Origin of the sequence: Streptomyces sp. NPDC058872, assembly GCF_042743065.1 — a bacterium.
In the GTDB taxonomy this organism is placed as follows: Bacteria; Actinomycetota; Actinomycetes; order Streptomycetales; family Streptomycetaceae; genus Streptomyces.
The window spans coordinates 178,942-195,468 of sequence record NZ_JBHYMK010000006.1 but is presented as its reverse complement, the minus strand read 5'-3'; the positions used below and the strand labels follow the sequence as shown (position 1 = coordinate 195,468).

The following is a 16,527-nucleotide window of genomic DNA, read 5'->3' as shown; positions in this document are numbered from 1 at the left end:
GACGAAGGGGTCGGCCCCGGGGAGCGATCGCTCCCCGGGGCCGACCCCTTCGTCATCCGGTGGACCGCGCCGCTCGGTCCGGTCCCGGGGGCGGCACCGGAAACCACCGGATCACGCGTCGACCTCTCCGCGGCGCCGTCCGGGTGCGCCGTCGGGGGAACCGGTCCGAGGTGCGCGGGCCGGGGGCGGTACGGGAGCCACGGCTCCGGGCGTCCGGCGGGACCCGAGCCTCCGGCGCAGCGCGGCCAGGGACTTGCGCAGCAGGTGCGCGAGCCAGCTGCGGCCCATGGCGAGCAGGGGCAGCGGGTCGTCGACCGCGAACCAGGCGCATTCGGTCCGCGCCCGGGTGTCGCCGGGCTCGGGCGCGTACCGGCGGCGGGGGGAGGCGAGCAGCGAGAGCAGCGCGTAGTTCTCGACCAGGATCCGGCGTCCGTAGGCGGGGGAGTGCGGCGGCACGGGGCGACCGGTGAGGTCGAGGTGGAGCGCGCGCACCACGTCCAGGCCGTCCGGGTCGGTGAAGAGCCGGAACTGTGCGCCGGGCCGGGGGTTGAAGTCGAGCAGGTGGTACGCGCCGGTCGCCCGGTTCAACCGGAAGTCCAGATCGCACACGCCCCGGTAGTCGAGCGCGCCGAGGAGCTCGCGGGCCGTCCGGTCGACGGCGGGGTTCCTCGCCCAGCGGCCGGAGGCGGTCAGTCCGGCCCCGTCCGGCCAGGAACGCTCCTTGCGCCCGGTCGCCCCGGTGGGGCAGCGACCCGCGGAGTCCACGTACCCGTGGAAGAACCAGTCGAGGTCCCGACCCGCCGGGAGGAGTTCCTGGAGCAGCAGCCGGCTGCCTGCTTCCGGGGTGCGGGCGTACAGCTCCCTGACGTCGGCCAGTGAGCGCACGATCGAGGTGCTGCGCAGTCCGCACCCGGGCGGGAGCAGCCAGGGCCGGCTCCACTTGGCGACCACCGGGAGCCCGAGCGACCACGCCATGGCGGCGGCCTCGTCGGCACCTCCGGGGAGTTCGGTGCGGGGATGCGGCAGGCCGAGATCGGCGCAGGTCTCGGCGAGCGCCGCCTTGTCCGCGACCCGCAGCAACTGTTCCTCGGTCTGCTCGGGCAGCAGGAAGCGCGAGGCCAGTCCGGTGGGGCGGCGGGCCAGCGCCAGGGCGCTGACGTCGTCCAGCGGGACGGCCAGCACGGGGTGTGACGGGGTGTCGGTGACCTCGTCCGCGATCCGGTTCAGCAGGACCGCGAGTTCGCTCGGCGAGTTCGTCGCGGGCCGTTCGTGGATCGAACGGATGTAGCGGGAACGGGCGACCGGGCTGGTGCTCGATTCGATGACGGCATGCACCGGAATTCCGGCCCTTCCCAGCGAGCGGGTGGCGCCGAGAGTGCCGTGATGGAAGGGGTTCCGGTCGAGCCGTACGAGGACGGTGGGGACGCTGGTGTCAAAACTCGGCACGGCATGTCCTTCATCTCGGGTGCCCCAACTGGGCGATGAAATCCTCTAATGGACTATTGATCAGGCAGGAGCCGAGGTCACTGTCGGCCCATTAGGAATACTTTCGGAGTATCGGATTGACGGATCATCAAGTGGTGTATGAGGTGAAGGAGCGGCCATGGCCACTGCACATCGGAGAACATCGAGAAGATGGCTGGGGGTGTTCACCGCAGGTCTCCTCGTTTCCGGTTCGGTCGCGCTGTCGTCCTCCGCCTACTCCATCGGATCCGTAACGACGAAAGTCCCCGAACCGACCCCCTCCAGTGCCATGGGGGCGTTCCTCGACTCGGGTTCGCTCGGGGTGGCCCGCATCGAGCAGTTGGAACGCTGGCTCGGCGGCCGTGAGCTCCGTGTCGGGCACACCTACCTGCCCGGAGACCTCTGGAAGAACATCGAGGGGCCCCCCGGCTTCCTCGACGCCTGGGCGGACTGGCGCAACGAGCGCGCCGACCGCATGTTCGTGCTCAACGTGCCCATGCTGGAGCGCAACGAGGCCGGCGTGTCCGACCGCGAGGTCCGCCACCAGCTCCGGCTCGGCGCCGCCGGGTACTTCGACCACCACTTCAGGAAGCTCGCCGAGCGCCTGGTGGCCCTGGACGCCAGGGACACCGTCCTCGTCCTCGGCTGGGAGATGAACGGCACCACCTACACCCATCGGTGCGCCCCCGATCCCACCGCCTGGAAGAAGTACTGGAACCGGATCGTCGCCGCGATGCGTTCCGTGCCGGGGCAGGAGTTCCGCTTCGACTTCAATCCGAGCCGTGGCCGCGACGCGATTCCGTGGACCGAGTGCTACCCGGGCGACGACGTCGTCGACATCATCGGCATGGATTCGTACGACCAGCCCCGGGGGAGCAGTTTCGACCAGCACGTCCGCGAACCGTACGGCCTCCAGAAGCAGATCGATTTCGCCGCCGAACACGGAAAGCAGATCTCCTATCCGGAGTGGGGGCTCTTCCGGAACGGCGACAACCCCACGTACATGCGGAACATGCTGGAATGGATGAAACGGCACCAGCCGCTGTACCACACGATCACCGACTACTGTCCGCACGGCGTTTGGCAGTGCGACGACAATCCGGAATCGTCACTGGTCTTCCGGCAGATGCTGTACGGCACGGAACCCGACCTCCCGACGGAGCCGACGCCGACGCCTGATCCCACGGAGCCGACGCCCACGCCGACGCCTGATCCCACGGAGCCGACGCCCACGCCGACGCCCGATCCCACGGAGCCGACGCCCACGCCGACGCCCGATCCCACGGAGCCGACGCCGACGCCGACGCCTGATCCGACGCCGACGCCTGATCCGACGCCGACGCCCGATCCGACGGAGCCGTCGCCCACGCCGACGCCCGATCCGACGCCGACCCCCACACCCACACCCACCCCCACGCCCACACCCACACCCACACCCACACCCACGCCGACCCCCGAGCCGAATCCCAACTGCTGGACCGTGGACCTCGGTTCATGGGTCGAGAACTGGCTCGGTGGACCCGTCTGCATTCCCACGTCCGACTGGAAGGAGGAGGCCGACCTCGGCTGGAAGGACGCGTTGAAGCGGGTCTGGCCCTTCTGACACCCCGTGCGGCGCCGGTGGTGGCTCACTTGCCACCGGCGCCGCGCCCGAGGGCCCGTCCCACCCAGGGGCGCTCGCGCGCCTGCCGGGCCGTCCACCGCCGGGCGTCGGCCGCGCCCGCGCGCAGCCAGAGGAGCGGGGCCGTGCCGCGCCCGGTGAGGAGCAGACGGCGGTTGCGGACCGGTTCGGGGCGCCAGTGCTGCTTGTACGGCTCGCTGCCCCGCAACATGCTCAGCGTGGCGCGTCCGCCCGTGCTGGTCTCCCGGGCCCCGTGCCGCAGCAGCATCGCCGCCACGTCCACCTTGCGGGCCCGCAGGGACGGATCGGCGCCGTACAGGTAGCCGCCGGCCAGCCGCGGGGACATCAGGGTGAGGTCGGCGGCGACCACGTCCCCGGCGAGCCGGAACTCGGTCACCATCGCGGCACCGTGCTCCACCATGGGGCGCACGGCCCGGGCGAGGTGCTGGGCGAACCGCTCGCTGGTGTGCTCGACGGTCACTCCCCGGCCCTGCCACTGGAGCCGGTGGAGCTCCAGGAGCCGGTCGATGGCGGCCGGTACCTCCTCTCCGGTCACCACGTGGGCGTCGATGCCCAGTGCGTCCAGCTTGCGCAGCTTGGCCCGGACCCGCTGGGCCTTCCCCGAGGGGATCCGTTCGAGCAGGCCCTCCATCGGCACCGCGGGCAGTTCCAGGCAGATCGAGTCGGGAAGTCGGCGGCGGGGGCCGTGCCAACGTGCGAAGACGCGCTCGACGGCAGCCCCGGGCCGTACCTCCCGCAGGTCGATCACCGCGCCCCGTCCGGCCCGCGCGAGTGCCCCGGCCAGCGCGGGTGCCGCCTCCGGACACGCGTCGTCGAGGAGCACGTCCGTGAAGTCGGTGATCGCCCCACCGAGCTGGGTGAGGACGGGCAGCGGCCCGCGGGCCCGCATCAGGGGTGCGGCGGCCACGAGTTCTCCGCCCTCCCGCCGTACGAGCACCACCCGCAGCGCACCGGGCCGACCGTACGAGAGCCACCAGGAGTGCAGCCAGGAGTGGGACTGGAAGGGGGTCGCGGAGGCACAGCGGCCGTACAGCGCCGTCCACTCGGCCGAAAGCCGCCCGAACTTCTCCTCGTCACGGCAGATCTCGGTCCGCAGGATTCCCCGGGTCACGCCGCCCCCGGCTGGTGTGCGGCCACGGCCGGGGCGGGCACCGGGGCGGTGGCGGTCGACGCGGGCGACTGCCGGGAGTGCCGGGCTTCGCCGCGCGGGGCGGTGCGCTTCGGACGGACCAGGAGGGCCAGGCCGCCGAGGAGCCCGCCCGCACAGCCGCCGACGAGCGCGGAGAGCGGCACGGACGGGGAGACCGGGGTGACCGGCTTGGTGGCACGGGAGAACTGGACGATCTTCACCCCGGTGCTCGCGGAGACCTGCGTGCTGTTCAGCACCAGCGCACGGGCCACCCCGTCGGCCATGGAGACCGCCTGGGAGGGCTTCGCGGACCGCGCGGTGATCGAGATCATCGGAGCGTCCGGCGAGGTCGCGGCCTGGACGTTCTTCCGCAGGGTGTCGGCGGTGACCCCGGACCAGACCTGGGCGTCGCCGGTCACCGCGATGTCGGTGGCGACCCGTCCGTAGGCCTGGGCGAAGCCGAGGGCTCCCGCGGGGTCGGACTTCTCGGCCGGTACGACGATGACGTAGCTGGTCGCCGCGTACTCCGGGGTCTTCAGGGCTCCGTAACCGCCGCCGAGGGCCGCCCCTGCGAGGACGGCGGCCGGGAGCACGGCCCAGCGGCCGGGCGGACGCAGGCCGGGGCGGAGCAGGAAGCGTGTGGGGGTGGTGTTCATGGGACGGGTTCTCTCACTTCGCGGGGGAGGGGGTGCCGTGGACGGCCTGGTCGTAGAGGGACATCAACTGCCGTGCGCTGTGCGCGATGTCGTAGCGGCGGGCCGCGGCCGGCAGCGGGAGCCGGGCGGGCCGGGCGTCCCGGATGCCGCGCAGTTCGGCGGCCAGCTCGCTGGTGGAGGTGCCGATCCGCCGGGCCCCCGGTGCCGCGTCCGGGGGCAGGTCCTCGATCGCCGGGCAGGCCGCGTACCGCACCGGAAGGCCCGCGGCGAGCGCCTCGACGACCGCGAGCCCGAAGGTCTCGTCGGGGGACGTGGACACGAAGGCGTCCATCGCGGAGAGCAGTTCGGGCAGCGAGGGGCCCGACGAGCCCGCGGTCGGCGGGTCCTCGCAGGCCCCGACGAGGAGGACCCGGTCGGCGGCCCCGGACGCGCGGGCCGTCCGCAGCAGCTCCGCCCGGTGCTCGCCCTCGCCGACGAGCAGCAGCCGGGCCTCCGGCACCGAGGCCACCGCCCGCACCAGCCGGTCGAACCGCTTGCCCGGAGCGAGCCGCCCGACCCCGCCCACGACGTACGCGTCCTCGGGGAGGCCGAGCAGTCCCCGGGTGCGGTGGCGGGCCCGGGCGTCGAAGGCGAACCGGTCGGTCTCGATGCCGTTGGGGACGGTCCGGATCCGGTCCGGGGGCACCCCCCAGTCGGCGAGCCGACGGGCGACGCTGGGGGACACCGCCACCGTGGCGGTGCCGAGCCGCTCGGAGGCGAGATAGAGGGCACGGGTGCCCGCGGACAGCGGGCGGCCCTCGATCTGGGTCTCGCCGAGGGAGTGCTCGGTGGCGATGACCCGGCGCACCCCGGCGAGCCGGGCCGCCGTCCTGCCGTACACACACGCCCGGTAGAGGTGGGTGTGGACGAGGTCGTAGCGGCCCCGCCGGACGATCCGGGCGAGCCGGGGCAGCGCCCCGAGGTCGCGGTTCCCGGTCATCCCGAGATGGGTGACGGGGGTGCCGTCGGCCTCGATGCCCGCGGCGACCGCCCCCGGATTGGTGAGCGTGACCACTTCGCTGCGCAGCGGGAGGTGCCTCAGCAGCAGGCGCAACTGCTGCTCGGCCCCGCCGATGCCGAGGCCGGTGATGACGTGCAGGACCTTCACCGCGCACCGACCGACGTCGGGTCGTACGGGGCGGGGGCCAGGTCGCCGGGGTGGCGGCGGCGCAGGGGGTGCAGGATGCGCTTCGCGGTGAGTCGCCAGGAGGTGTCGTCCTCGCCGATGTGGACGCGCGGCAGTGCGTGGACGCTGGTGTGCGGGCCGGGGTCGATCGCGCAGGCGTAGCGGTAACCGGCCTTGCGCACGGCGTGGACGGCACGGGGGTCGACCTGCCCGTACGGGTAGCAGAAGCCCTCCACCGGTCGGCCGGTCATCTCCTCCAGGAGTTCGCGGCTCCGTCGGGTCTCGGCGGCGAGCACCGCGTCGTCGGCTCCGGCGAGCGGGACGTGCATCAGGCCGTGCGAGCCGATCTCCATGCCGGCTTCGGCGATCCGCAGGATCCCGTCCTCGTCGAGCAGCGTCTTGCGCGGTCCGGCGGTGTCCCAGCCGTTCTCGCCGCCCAGGCGGCCCGGCAGCACGTACACCGTGGCGGTGAAGTCGTGCCGGCGCAGCAGCGGTAGCGCCGAGTCGAGGAAATCCGCGTACCCGTCGTCGAAGGTCAGGCCCACGAGTCCCTTGGCGCGCCCCTCGGCGGCGGCGGAGAGCAGCTCCCGCACCGAGACCCCGCGTAGCCCCCGGTCGCCCAGCCAGTGCAGTTGCCGGGCGAAGCGCACGGGGGACACGGTCACCCGGTACGGGTCGTCAGCGGTGTCCGTGATCGAGTGGTACATCGCCACCCACAGGGGCGGCTTCCACGGGGACGGCTTCGGCAGCAGGCGGCGCAGCGCGGTGGCGGCGGGCATGGAGGGTCCTCCGGAAGGCGGAGCGGGGCAGGGGCGGGATCTCGGGCGCCTCGGGGGCGCAGACGAGGAAGAGCAGGAAGACGGCGATGACGACCGCACCGGCGGCTGCGACGGCCGGGGCCGCGGGCCCGATCGCGAGCTGACAGGACCAGCCGGCTCCGGTGGCCATCGCGCCCACGAGGGAGAGCCGGAGCAGTCCCTTGCCGAGCCGGCCCGCCCGGACCGGGACGGCCTGGCGGTGGGAGCCCCGGAGCAGCAGGACGGCGGTGAGGGTGATGCCGAGGGCGTTGGCGGCGGCGATGCCGACCGCGCCCCAGTGCTGGGCGCCGGGAATGCCGGCGAGGGCGGTCGTGGCCAATCCGACGCCCATGGCGGCGGCCGGGAACCAGAGCGGGCGGGCGGCGGAGAAGTAGCAGCGGACGAGGGCGCCGACCAGCGTCTGCCCGAGCAGGCCGAGCGCGTACACCCGCATGACGCCGGCGGTGGAGGCCGTGTCGGCCGGGGTGAACTCGCCCCGTTCGAAGAGGATCTCGATGATCCGGGGGGCCGAGGCGATGACGGTGGAGGCGCCGACCAGCACCACGACGGCGGCGAGCAGCAGGTCCCGCTCGACCCGTCGACGGGCCTCCTCCGCGTCGCCCGTCGCGAGGGCGCGGGCAACCACCGGGAAGCTCACCGTGCACAGCATCAGGGAGAGGATCATCGGCATCTGCGCCACCTTCTGCGCGTAGTTCAGGTGGGAGATGGCGCCGGCGGGCAACGGCGAGGCGAGGAACCGCTCGATCAGGGTCTGCGACTGGCGGCACAGCGAGAAGACGACGACCGGCGCGATCAGTCCGAGCAGCAGGACGCGCCCGTCGCCCGCGTCCGTGCGGGATCCGGCCTCCGGCAACGGCGCGGGTCGGATCCGGAGTTCCCGCAGGAGCACGGGGGCCTGGACGAGAACCATCAGGACCCCGCCGACGGCCACCCCGGCGGCGGCGGAACGCACCCCCCACGGCTCGCGCAGCACCAGGATCGTGCCGATGATCCCGACGTTGTACGCCAGGTAGATCGTCGCGGGCGGCAGGAAGCGGCCGTGTGCCCGGAGCGCGGCCGAGCAGTACCCCACGAGCGCGAAGGTCAGCACGCAGGTGCCGGTGAGCCGCGTGCAGTCGACGGCCAGCTCCGGATGGGGCAGTCCCGGTGCGAGCGCCGCCACGAGCAGCGGTGCGGCGACGATCACGAGGGCGGCGGCGACCCCGAGGGCGAGGACGATCCGGGGCAGCGTCCCGCGCACCAGGGCGTGCACCGGGTCACCGGACGGTGCGTGCGAACGGCGGGCCAGGGCGCGGGAGAAGGCGGGCACCATGATCAGCGCCATGGCGTCCTCGATGAGGAGCGTCGAGGCGAACTCGGGCACCGTCCACGCCACCAGGAACGCATCGGTGCCCGCACCGGCCCCGAAGTACCCGGCCAGGATCTGGTCCCGCACCAGCCCCAGCACCGCCCCGGCCGCGGTGAGGCCCGCGGTCACCGCCGCCGCCTTCGCCAGGAACCTCCCGCCCCCGGCAGCCCGGGCGGGGGAGCGCCGCCGGCGTCCGGCGGACCGGGCGGCCGGTGCCCCGGGACGGGACGGGACGCGTCCGGCGGACGACGGCGTCGAACCCACGACGGCCGGCCGCGGCAACCGCGGGACCCCTGCTGCCGGCCGGGCGTCCGCGGGAGCCGCTTCGCACCCGGTGCCCGCCGGGGCCGCCGGGGAGCCGCCGCTCGCCGCTTCGGTGACGGCGCCCGCACCGGGCGCGCCGCCCGGGCCGGTCCCGGAGGCCCCCCGGGCGGCCCTGGCGCCCCGGATGGCGCGGGCGATCGCGGCGCCCGCCACCGCTGCCCCGGCCGCCTCCGAGGCAGTCGTGCGGTCCACCGGCCCGTCCGGCCCCGACCGTACGACTGCCTCCGGGGGCCACGGGGAGTCCGTGGGGCCCGGAGGCGGGGTGGACCAGGGGTCGGTCAGCGGATCGGCACGGGGGGACCGGGGTGCCGGGCGGGCCCCTTCGGGCCACGGGGAGTCCGTGGCCTCGGGCTCCCCGGTCCACGGGTCACGCACGCCTCACCTCCGCCAGCGACCACCAGGCAGCCAGGCCGAGCACGACCGACATCAGCACCGTCGAGGGACCGCCGATGTCGGCGTAGAAGAAGTCGATGAGCTGCCAGGCCAGCAGGCCCGTCGCGACGAGCGCGCAGTCCGCGCCGAGCCGCTGCCGCCGCAACGCGCCGACGAGCAGCGCCACCCAGCTGCCCACCAGGGCGAGGAGTCCCACCAGGCCCTGCTCGCTCAGCACCAGCAGGTACATGTTGTGCGGGGAGAGCAGCGGCTGGCGCGCGAAGCCGGCGCCCGCGCCGGCGGTGTCGCTGCCCGAGGAGAGCGCGAGCGAGGCGTTCGAGTCGCGGTACTGGGGGAAGCCCTTGAGGCCGACGCCGGTGACCGGTTCCGCCCGCCACATCCGTCCGGCCGCCGCCCACATCGTGTACCGGTCCGTCACCGACTGGTCCGGTGCGGCGGTCACCCGGGTGATGCTGGCGACCCGCTCCTCCACCATGGTCGAGCCGATCCCCAGGCCGCCGACCAGGACCACCCCGAGGGCTCCCGCGGCCAGCGCCACGCGGACCGCCCGCCGCACCCCGGAGAGCAGCAACTGGACCGCGCAGGCGAGGACGGTCGCGATCCAGGCGCCCCGGCTGAACGACAGCACCAGCGGGAGGAAGAGCAGGCCCGCACAGACCGTCGCGACCGTACGGGCGCGCCCGGGGCCGCTCCCGAGCGCGATCCCGGTGACGACGACGAGGCCGTACGCCACGACCGTCGCCATGCCCATCACGTCGGTGGCCCCGAAGGTGCCGACGGCCCGGACGTCCTCGCCCTGGTACGAGGCGCCCGTGCCCGTCAGGTACTGGACCACCCCGACCGCGCCCTGCAGCAGCGCGAACCCGACGAGCCCCCAGGCGATCACCGCGAAGTCCCGTCGGTCCCGGACCGTCAGCAGCACCGCGGCCGGGACGAGGACGAAGACCTGCACGTAGCGCGCCACGCCCGGGAGGCTCGCCCCCGGGTCGTTCGAGGTGATCGCGGAGAGACAGATCCCGAGCACCGGCAGCCCGAGCACGACGGCCGCCGCCCGGGTCAGCGGCCTGGTCCCGTCGCGCAGCACCCGCACCAGGCAGAACAGGACGAGGAGCCCGGAGGCCGCGTCCGCGACCGTTCCGGTGCCGCCGGTGCCTCCCTGGGCGCCGCCGCCCCCCGGCACCAACAGCAGTGCGATCACGGCGAGGACCGGGGACATCGCCCCGACCCGACGGGCCCAGTCCCGTACCTCGGTCGTCTCCCGCACCACCGGCACCGCTGCCGCGGCCGTGGCCATCCTCAGCTCCCCGTGGGCCGGACGAGTCCGGCCGCGGTGCGCACCAGGATGCAGACGTCCTGCCAGAGCGACCAGTGGTCGATGTAGTGGTTGTCGAAGCGGCAGCGGTCCTCGATCGAGGTGTCGCCGCGCAGCCCGTGCACCTGGGCCAGGCCGGTCAGACCGACCGGCATCCGGTGCCGGTCCGCGTACCCGGTGTGGATCTTGCTGAACTGGGCCACGAAGTAAGGACGTTCGGGCCGGGGGCCGACCAGGCTCATGTCACCGCGCAGCACGTTCCACAACTGCGGCAGCTCGTCGAGCGAGGACTTCCGCAGGAAGCTCCCGGCCGCGCTCATGCGCCGGTCGCCCGCCACGTTCCAGCGGGTCGCCGACTCGGTGTCGTCGGAGGGGCGCAGCGTACGGAACTTGAGCAGGGTGAAGAGGTGCCCGTGCTGGCCGACCCGCTCCTGCCGGAAGAGCACTCCGGGGCCGTCCGAGAGCCGCACGGCCAGCGCGCACAGCAGCAGGACCGGCAGCGCGACCGCGAGCGCGGGGGCGGCGAGCAGGATGTCGAGGACCCGCTTCGCGACCCGCCCGCGCCGCTCGTCCAACGGGACGAGCCGGTGCCAGGCGTAGCCCCACATGTGCGCGCCCATCGGCCCCTGCTGTTGCGGACCGCCGACCTTCCAGGTGGTGCAGCCGTACTGCTGGAAGAGCGTCACCAGTCCCGGTTCCTCGTCCAGGAACACCGCGTCGCACACGGCGTTCTGGATGACCGCCCGGTGGATCTCCTCGGTCGTGGTCAGCACCGGAAGGCCGGCCTCCCCGGTGGACCGGGAGGCGCCGCCCTGCTCCGGCACGCCGACGATCCCGACCGGACGCATGCCGTACTCGGGGTGCTGGACGGCCGCGGCGGCGAACCGTCGGGCGGCTCCCGTACCGCCGATGACCAGCGCGGACCGCGGGTGCGCCCGCGCGATGCGCCGCCGCCGCCCGAGCAGCGCGGCGCGCACCAGGCACGCCACGGTGAGGTGGGCGGCATAGGCGGCGCAGAGCCGCAGCGGCCCGATCGCCAGGGCGGGGGAGTACGCGGCGATCGCGGCTGCCGCCGAGCACCAGGCGAAACCCGCGCGGGAGGCGAGCGAGGGCAACTCGTCCAGGGCCCGGACGTGCACGGCCGGGCGGTACAGGCCCGCGTGCCCGTCCAGTAGGAGCACGAGCGCCAGCACGGGCAGCACGAGCCGGAGGTCGTGGTGCGTCGTGCCCAGCGCCGCGGCGGCGGCCAGCACGGCCGAGGCGTCGACGGCCACGAGCGCCGCCACGCCGGAGCGCGTCCGTGCACGGCGGTGACGCGGCACCGCGAGCCGGCCGCTGGTGCCGCGGCGCGGAGCGAGGGAGGCGAGGCCGAAGGCCTGGCCCGCCGTGGGCCAGGGCCCCGGCGAGGAGGGAACGCTGGTACTTTCCGTGGTCACTGCGCAATCGGCTCTCTGTGCTCGGCCCCCCGCACTCCGGCCAGCTCGCGGTAGACGTCCGCGACGGCCGCGCCGGTGCGCCGGACATCGAATCTGCTGAGGACGTGGGCATGGGCCTCGCGACCCATGCGGTGCCGCAGTTCCGGCCGGCCGAGGAGGCGGACCAGAGCGGCGGCGAGTGCGGCCGGGTCCTCGGGCGGAACCAGGCACAGGGGTTCGTGGGCGGGCGGCAGGCTCTCCCGCGCCCCGTCGACGTCGCTGACGACGACCGGACGGCCGCTCGCCATGGCTTCCAGGGGGGCGAGCGCCATGCCTTCCCAACGGGACGGCAGGACGACCACGTCGGCGGCCCGGTACCAGGGCGCGGTGTCCCCCACGGCCCCGGTGAACCGCACCGAGGGTCCGGCCGCGGCCCGCAGGGTCCCGCCGTCCGGTCCGTCGCCGACCAGGACGAGCCGGGCCGTCGGCACTTCCGCCAGGACGCCGGGCCAGGCGGCGAGCAGCACGTCCTGCCCCTTCTGACGGCAGAGGCGGCCCACGCAGACGACCGTGGGCGCGGGGTTGTCGGGCGGTCCGCCGGTCGCGAACCGGGCCGTGTCCACACCGTTGTGGACGACCGACCAGTCGGCCACGATCCCGGCCGCCTCACCGGTGCGCCGCTCGGCCTCGCTCACACAGAGGATCCGGTCGGCCCACCGTGCGCCGAACCGCTCCCAGCGCCGGGCGAGCGAGGCGATCGTTCCTTCGACCGCCTCGAACGACCAGGCGTGCGGCTGGTACACCGTCGGAATGCTTCCCCGCACGGCGAGTCGAGCGCACAGACCCGCCTTGGCGCTGTGCGCGTGTACGAGCCCGGGGCGGACCGCACGGAGGAGTCGCGCCAGGTCCCGGGTCTCACGGGCGAGTGCGGGGCCCGGGTCGCGTCCGGCCCGCCAGTCGTGCGTCTCGGCTCCTTCGGCGCGGACGGCGGCGGAGAGCTCGGTGGCGGGCGGGCAGGCGACGGCGACCCGGAGACCGGCGGTGCGCTGGGCCCGGACCAGGTCGACGACGACGCGGGCGACTCCGCCGTCACCGGGCTGGACCGCGTGCAGGACGGCGACGGGCAGGGGCTTCTCGGTGAGTGGTGACCGCACGTCAGCGCCGCACATCCGCCCGGAGGGAGGCGCGGTCGAACCGGCCGGCACCGTTCCTGCCGTCGGACCGGGCGTGGTCCCGATCGCCCCCCGTGCACGGCGCGTTGCGCAGTTCGTGCAGGTGGAAGACGTTTCCATGGGCATGTGCGGCAGCCGCCCGACCTGCGGTCCCACCCGATCCGAATTCGGTGGTGCCGGAGTCCGGCGCGCCTTCCGGGGAATTGACGGAATCGGAGACGCGGATGCTGTTCGAACGGCTCGCCCCCGCGGCGGGACAATCCCCGGAAGTTCCGTGGTCGTCGTCGTGGGCGATCGCTCCGGTCCGCCCGGCGCCGCCCTCGGCACATCGGTTTCTGCGAACTGGGTTCCGTGGCCGGTGGTTAAGCGGTTTGACCAGGGTGTTCGCCGGAAATTCCGGGTACCGGTCGTCCGCCTCGGCGACGAGGGCGCGGGGCGCCTCCCCCAACTCGGGTGCGGCGGCGATGGCGTCCGGCAGCGCAGCGGGCAGGACCGCAGGTGACGGGGCGCACCGCACGCTGCGACGAGCTGCAAGAGTCGCTGAATTCCGCATACAGGATCTCCGCTTTGCTGAGAGAAGGGAGGGAAGACCCGAGAAGGCCGGGGGAGGGGGAGGTGTCGTCCGCACGTAATGAGTGAACGCGCGGCGGGCCCGGAAGCAACGTTCCTGAACGTTATAACCCCGGCGCCCGGCGATAGTAAGCATTAGATGCCTGGAAACCCTAACTCCCGTATCCAGGTGCCCGGTTCCTCGTTGTGCGTGTTGCGCCATTCCGCGCCCGGTCGCTCGAATGACCCTCCTATGGCCCATAGATCGGTTGAACGTCACCCGTTCGGGAGAGCAACCGATGAAAATCCAAGGCGTTGTTGAGGGAGCCGGGCCGAACAGTCCGCGCAATCCGAGTTGCATGAATTCGATCGAGGAGCACTTCTCCATGTCCCGTATCGCCAAGGCCGTTGTCCTGACCGTGGGTGCCGCCGCCGCCGTCGCCGGTGCTGCCGGTGCCGCTGCCGCCGACGCCGGCGCCGAGGCCGCGGCCGTGAAGTCCCCCGGTGTCGCCTCCGGCAACGTCGTCCAGGTTCCGGTCCACGTCCCGGTCAACCTCTGCGGCAACACCGTCAGCGTCATCGGCGCGCTGAACCCGGCCTTCGGCAACACCTGCGTCAACGCCTGATCTGCCACGCCTGATCGGTCCTTCCGAAGCCGGTGCGGGGTCGGTCCTCATTTGGGCGCATCGCGTGCGCCGTCCGGTGCAACGGCGCACGCCCCTCCGAGGGGCAGTCCGCGGGCAAGGATTCACCCGAACGGAGGCGTGGCGCTGAGTAGTTCTGCGGTTGCGGAGGGCTATGGCCGCAGGCACGGTGGGAGGGCAGTTGTCCGACGCATAAGGAAAAGGAACACATATGCGTCTCCTGGCCACGCGCCACCTCACCGCCCTGGCGATATCCGCCGCCCTCACCCTCGGCGCGGCGGGACCCGCCATCGCCGGCGAACACCACCCGTCCCCCGCGGTCGACCGCGCAGCGCGCGCCCCCCTCCCCGATGCCGCCGCCTTGCTGTCCCAGGCCGAGGCGCTCGGCGAGCTCGGCTCGGTGACGACCCCCGTGACCGAACTCGTCACGGCCGCGCTCAAGGCCGATTCCGGCCAACTCCCCGCTGCGGACGCCGAGGCCCTCAAGGGCAAGATCGCCGCGGCCGTCGACCAGGCGAAGGCCACCGCCCCGGATCCGATCGCGGACGCCCCCGCGCCGGAAGCCCCCGTCACCGCGCCGCCCGTCGACGCCCCGGTGGAGCCTCCGGCGGCCGAGTTGCCGGCCGTGCCGCCGGTGACCGAGCTGCCCGTCGAGCCCCCCGCGGTCGAGCCCCCCGCGGTGGAACCCCCTGCGATGGAACCCCCTGCGATGGAACCCCCTGCGATGGAACTTCCGGTCACCCTTCCGGCGGAGCCCCCCGTGAGCCTGCCCGTCGCGGCCGGGGCGAAGGCCGCGGCGATCCGCGAGGCCGCCCCGGCGGACGTCGTGTCCGAGGCCCTCGCAGGCGTAGAGGAGGCCGTCGCCGCCCTGCTCGCCGCGGTCACCTCGGGCGATGCCGCCGGAGTCGTGCCGCAGGTCACTTCGACGTTGACCTCGCTGGTCAACCTCGCCGTCGCCACCGTGCTCGGCAGCGGACTGCCCGCGCCGGACCTCGCCGGACTCCCCGAGCTCCCGGCCCTCCCGGGGGCCGCGCCGGACCTGCCGGTCACCCCGCCGGAGGTCGTGCCCGATCTGCCGGTCACCCCGCCGGGGGCCGCGCCGGACCTCCCCGTCAAGCCCCCGCTGCCCGTTCGATAACGGTCCACGAGCCCGGGCCGACCCGACGACCGTCGGGCCGGCCCGGGCTCATGCGATCGGCAAATAGCACCGGGCCGCATCGATCGGGTGCAGTACGGAGAAATCCTTCCTCCCGGAGTTTCCGGGGCGCGCAGTCCTCGTTACAGAAAGCAGAGCAACGTATGGGATTCGGCCAAGAGCCCCGTACGGCAAGTGACTTGAAAGCACAGAGGAAGGATTCACTCCATGAAGCCCACCAAGGTCGCCGCGGTCGTCGCCGGTTCGCTGATGGCGATGGGTGCCGCTGCGCCCGCCATGGCCACGGAGGCGCTGACCCCCACCAGTCTGAACGGTGGCCTCGAAGCGATCGCCGCCAATGGGCTGAAGAGCGACGTGCTGAGCAGCACGACGGAAGGCTCCCCGGTCAAGACCGTCACGGACGCCGCCACCCAGTTGAACGAGACCACCAAGGGCGCCCCGCTGCTGGGCGGCCTCCCGGTGCCCGGCGGTCTCCCGCTGGGCGGCTGAGGCGGCTTCAGCCGGGCACGGTCCAGGGGCATCTGCGGCGCCGTTCGGTAGCGCCGTTCCTCACGGTCGGCTGATCGAATGATTTTCTGATCAGCTGCCGTGTGGCCCCTGCTTCGCACCGTGCGCCGACCCATACTCTCTGGCCGATCCCACATGAACGTCGATGTGGGGCAGGCCGGTCGGAGCGAGGGGGGATCCTCGCCGGTCTCTCCCTTTCTCCAGAGGAAGAGCGGTATGCGGTCCATGATCACCAGGAAAGTACTCACCGCGGCGGCAGCGACCGGCATCCTGTCGCTGAGCGGCGGATTCGCCCTGGCCGCGAACGCCCACGCCGGTACGGGCGACGGGCCAGGTTCCGGGGCGGCCGGCCATCACCAGGCTCCCCTGCCAGCGGATGTCTGTGGCAAGACGATGGATCTCGGCGGCTTCGTCGCGGCGGCCGTCGGTGACCTCTGTGCCCACGCGGAGGAACCCGGCGGCTACGGCGAGGAGCCGAGCGAGCCGTCGGAGCCCCCGACGCATCCGCCCACGCATCCGCCGACGCATCCGCCCACGCACCCCCCGACGCACCCGCCCACGCATCCGCCGACGCATCCGCCGACGCACCCCCCGACGACGCCGCCGACGCACCCTCCCACGCACCCGCCGACGATGCCCCCCACGCATCCGCCGACGCATCCGCCGACGACGCCGCCGACGCACCCTCCCACGCATCCGCCGACGCACCCGCCGACGACGCCTCCCACGCACCCCCCCCCGCCGCCGCCGCCGGCGGGGGCCCCGGCCGCCGCCGGGGCCCGCCCGCCGGCCGCCGCGCCGGGCGCCCCGCCCGCGCCGCGCCCCCCGGCCCC

General features: G+C 73.8%; 13 protein-coding genes. 4 read left to right on the top strand and 9 right to left on the bottom strand.

Translation table 11 applies throughout. From position 1 onward, the window contains the following. Window positions 1-111: 111 nt before the first annotated feature. On the bottom strand, window positions 112-1,446 hold the full coding sequence (locus ACFW22_RS05995) for an ATP-grasp domain-containing protein (protein ID WP_386399495.1): 1,335 nt from the start codon (window positions 1,444-1,446) through the stop codon (window positions 112-114). Between the two features lie 157 nt (window positions 1,447-1,603). On the opposite strand from ACFW22_RS05995, the gene ACFW22_RS05990 reads away from it, so the two are divergent. Next, on the top strand, window positions 1,604-3,067 hold the full coding sequence (locus ACFW22_RS05990) for a glycoside hydrolase family 26 protein (RefSeq protein ID WP_386399492.1): 1,464 nt from the start codon (window positions 1,604-1,606) through the stop codon (window positions 3,065-3,067). Window positions 3,068-3,092: 25 nt separating this feature from the next. Here the strand turns inward: ACFW22_RS05990 and ACFW22_RS05985 are convergent, their stop codons facing one another. The 8 genes from ACFW22_RS05985 to ACFW22_RS05950 form a co-directional block, all read right to left on the bottom strand. Beyond that, entirely contained in the window at window positions 3,093-4,217 is a 1,125-nt protein-coding gene (locus ACFW22_RS05985) for a GNAT family N-acetyltransferase (RefSeq protein ID WP_386399489.1), read from the bottom strand. Then, window positions 4,214-4,891: a lipopolysaccharide biosynthesis protein gene (locus tag ACFW22_RS05980; protein ID WP_386399486.1), complete on the bottom strand. Its 678-nt coding sequence runs from the start codon at window positions 4,889-4,891 to the stop codon at window positions 4,214-4,216. Before ACFW22_RS05980 ends, ACFW22_RS05985 begins: the two co-directional genes overlap by 4 nt. Window positions 4,892-4,904: 13 nt before the next feature. Beyond that, entirely contained in the window at window positions 4,905-6,038 is a 1,134-nt protein-coding gene (locus ACFW22_RS05975; protein WP_386399483.1) for a glycosyltransferase, read from the bottom strand. Further along, window positions 6,035-6,835 (bottom strand): polysaccharide deacetylase family protein, encoded by an 801-nt coding sequence (locus ACFW22_RS05970; protein WP_386399480.1) that lies wholly within the window; start codon window positions 6,833-6,835, stop codon window positions 6,035-6,037. The genes ACFW22_RS05975 and ACFW22_RS05970 overlap by 4 nt, the downstream gene beginning before the upstream one ends. Beyond that, window positions 6,735-8,486: a murein biosynthesis integral membrane protein MurJ gene (gene murJ, locus ACFW22_RS05965; protein WP_386399522.1), complete on the bottom strand. Its 1,752-nt coding sequence runs from the start codon at window positions 8,484-8,486 to the stop codon at window positions 6,735-6,737. Before murJ ends, ACFW22_RS05970 begins: the two co-directional genes overlap by 101 nt. 427 nt (window positions 8,487-8,913) lie before the next feature. Next, the gene (locus ACFW22_RS05960) at window positions 8,914-10,233 is read right to left on the bottom strand and encodes an O-antigen ligase family protein (protein WP_386399478.1); all 1,320 of its coding nucleotides are present in this window, start codon (window positions 10,231-10,233) and stop codon (window positions 8,914-8,916) included. Between the two features lie 2 nt (window positions 10,234-10,235). Then, window positions 10,236-11,687 (bottom strand): exopolysaccharide biosynthesis polyprenyl glycosylphosphotransferase, encoded by a 1,452-nt coding sequence (locus ACFW22_RS05955; protein ID WP_386399474.1) that lies wholly within the window; start codon window positions 11,685-11,687, stop codon window positions 10,236-10,238. After that, window positions 11,684-12,835 (bottom strand): glycosyltransferase, encoded by a 1,152-nt coding sequence (locus tag ACFW22_RS05950; protein WP_386399472.1) that lies wholly within the window; start codon window positions 12,833-12,835, stop codon window positions 11,684-11,686. The genes ACFW22_RS05955 and ACFW22_RS05950 overlap by 4 nt, the downstream gene beginning before the upstream one ends. 938 nt (window positions 12,836-13,773) lie before the next feature. Between ACFW22_RS05950 and ACFW22_RS05945 the strand changes: the two genes are divergently transcribed. The 3 genes from ACFW22_RS05945 to ACFW22_RS05935 all read left to right on the top strand — a co-directional run bounded on the left by ACFW22_RS05945 (window position 13,774) and on the right by ACFW22_RS05935 (window position 15,676). Continuing rightward, window positions 13,774-14,013 carry a chaplin gene (locus tag ACFW22_RS05945; RefSeq protein WP_386399518.1) on the top strand — a complete coding sequence of 80 codons (240 nt, stop codon included), beginning with the start codon at window positions 13,774-13,776 and terminating at the stop codon, window positions 14,011-14,013. Window positions 14,014-14,242: 229 nt separating this feature from the next. Continuing rightward, window positions 14,243-15,169 carry a hypothetical protein gene (locus ACFW22_RS05940; RefSeq protein ID WP_386399469.1) on the top strand — a complete coding sequence of 309 codons (927 nt, stop codon included), beginning with the start codon at window positions 14,243-14,245 and terminating at the stop codon, window positions 15,167-15,169. A gap of 225 nt (window positions 15,170-15,394) precedes the next feature. Continuing rightward, window positions 15,395-15,676 carry a hypothetical protein gene (locus ACFW22_RS05935; protein ID WP_386399466.1) on the top strand — a complete coding sequence of 94 codons (282 nt, stop codon included), beginning with the start codon at window positions 15,395-15,397 and terminating at the stop codon, window positions 15,674-15,676. The last annotated feature ends 851 nt before the right edge of the window (window positions 15,677-16,527 follow it).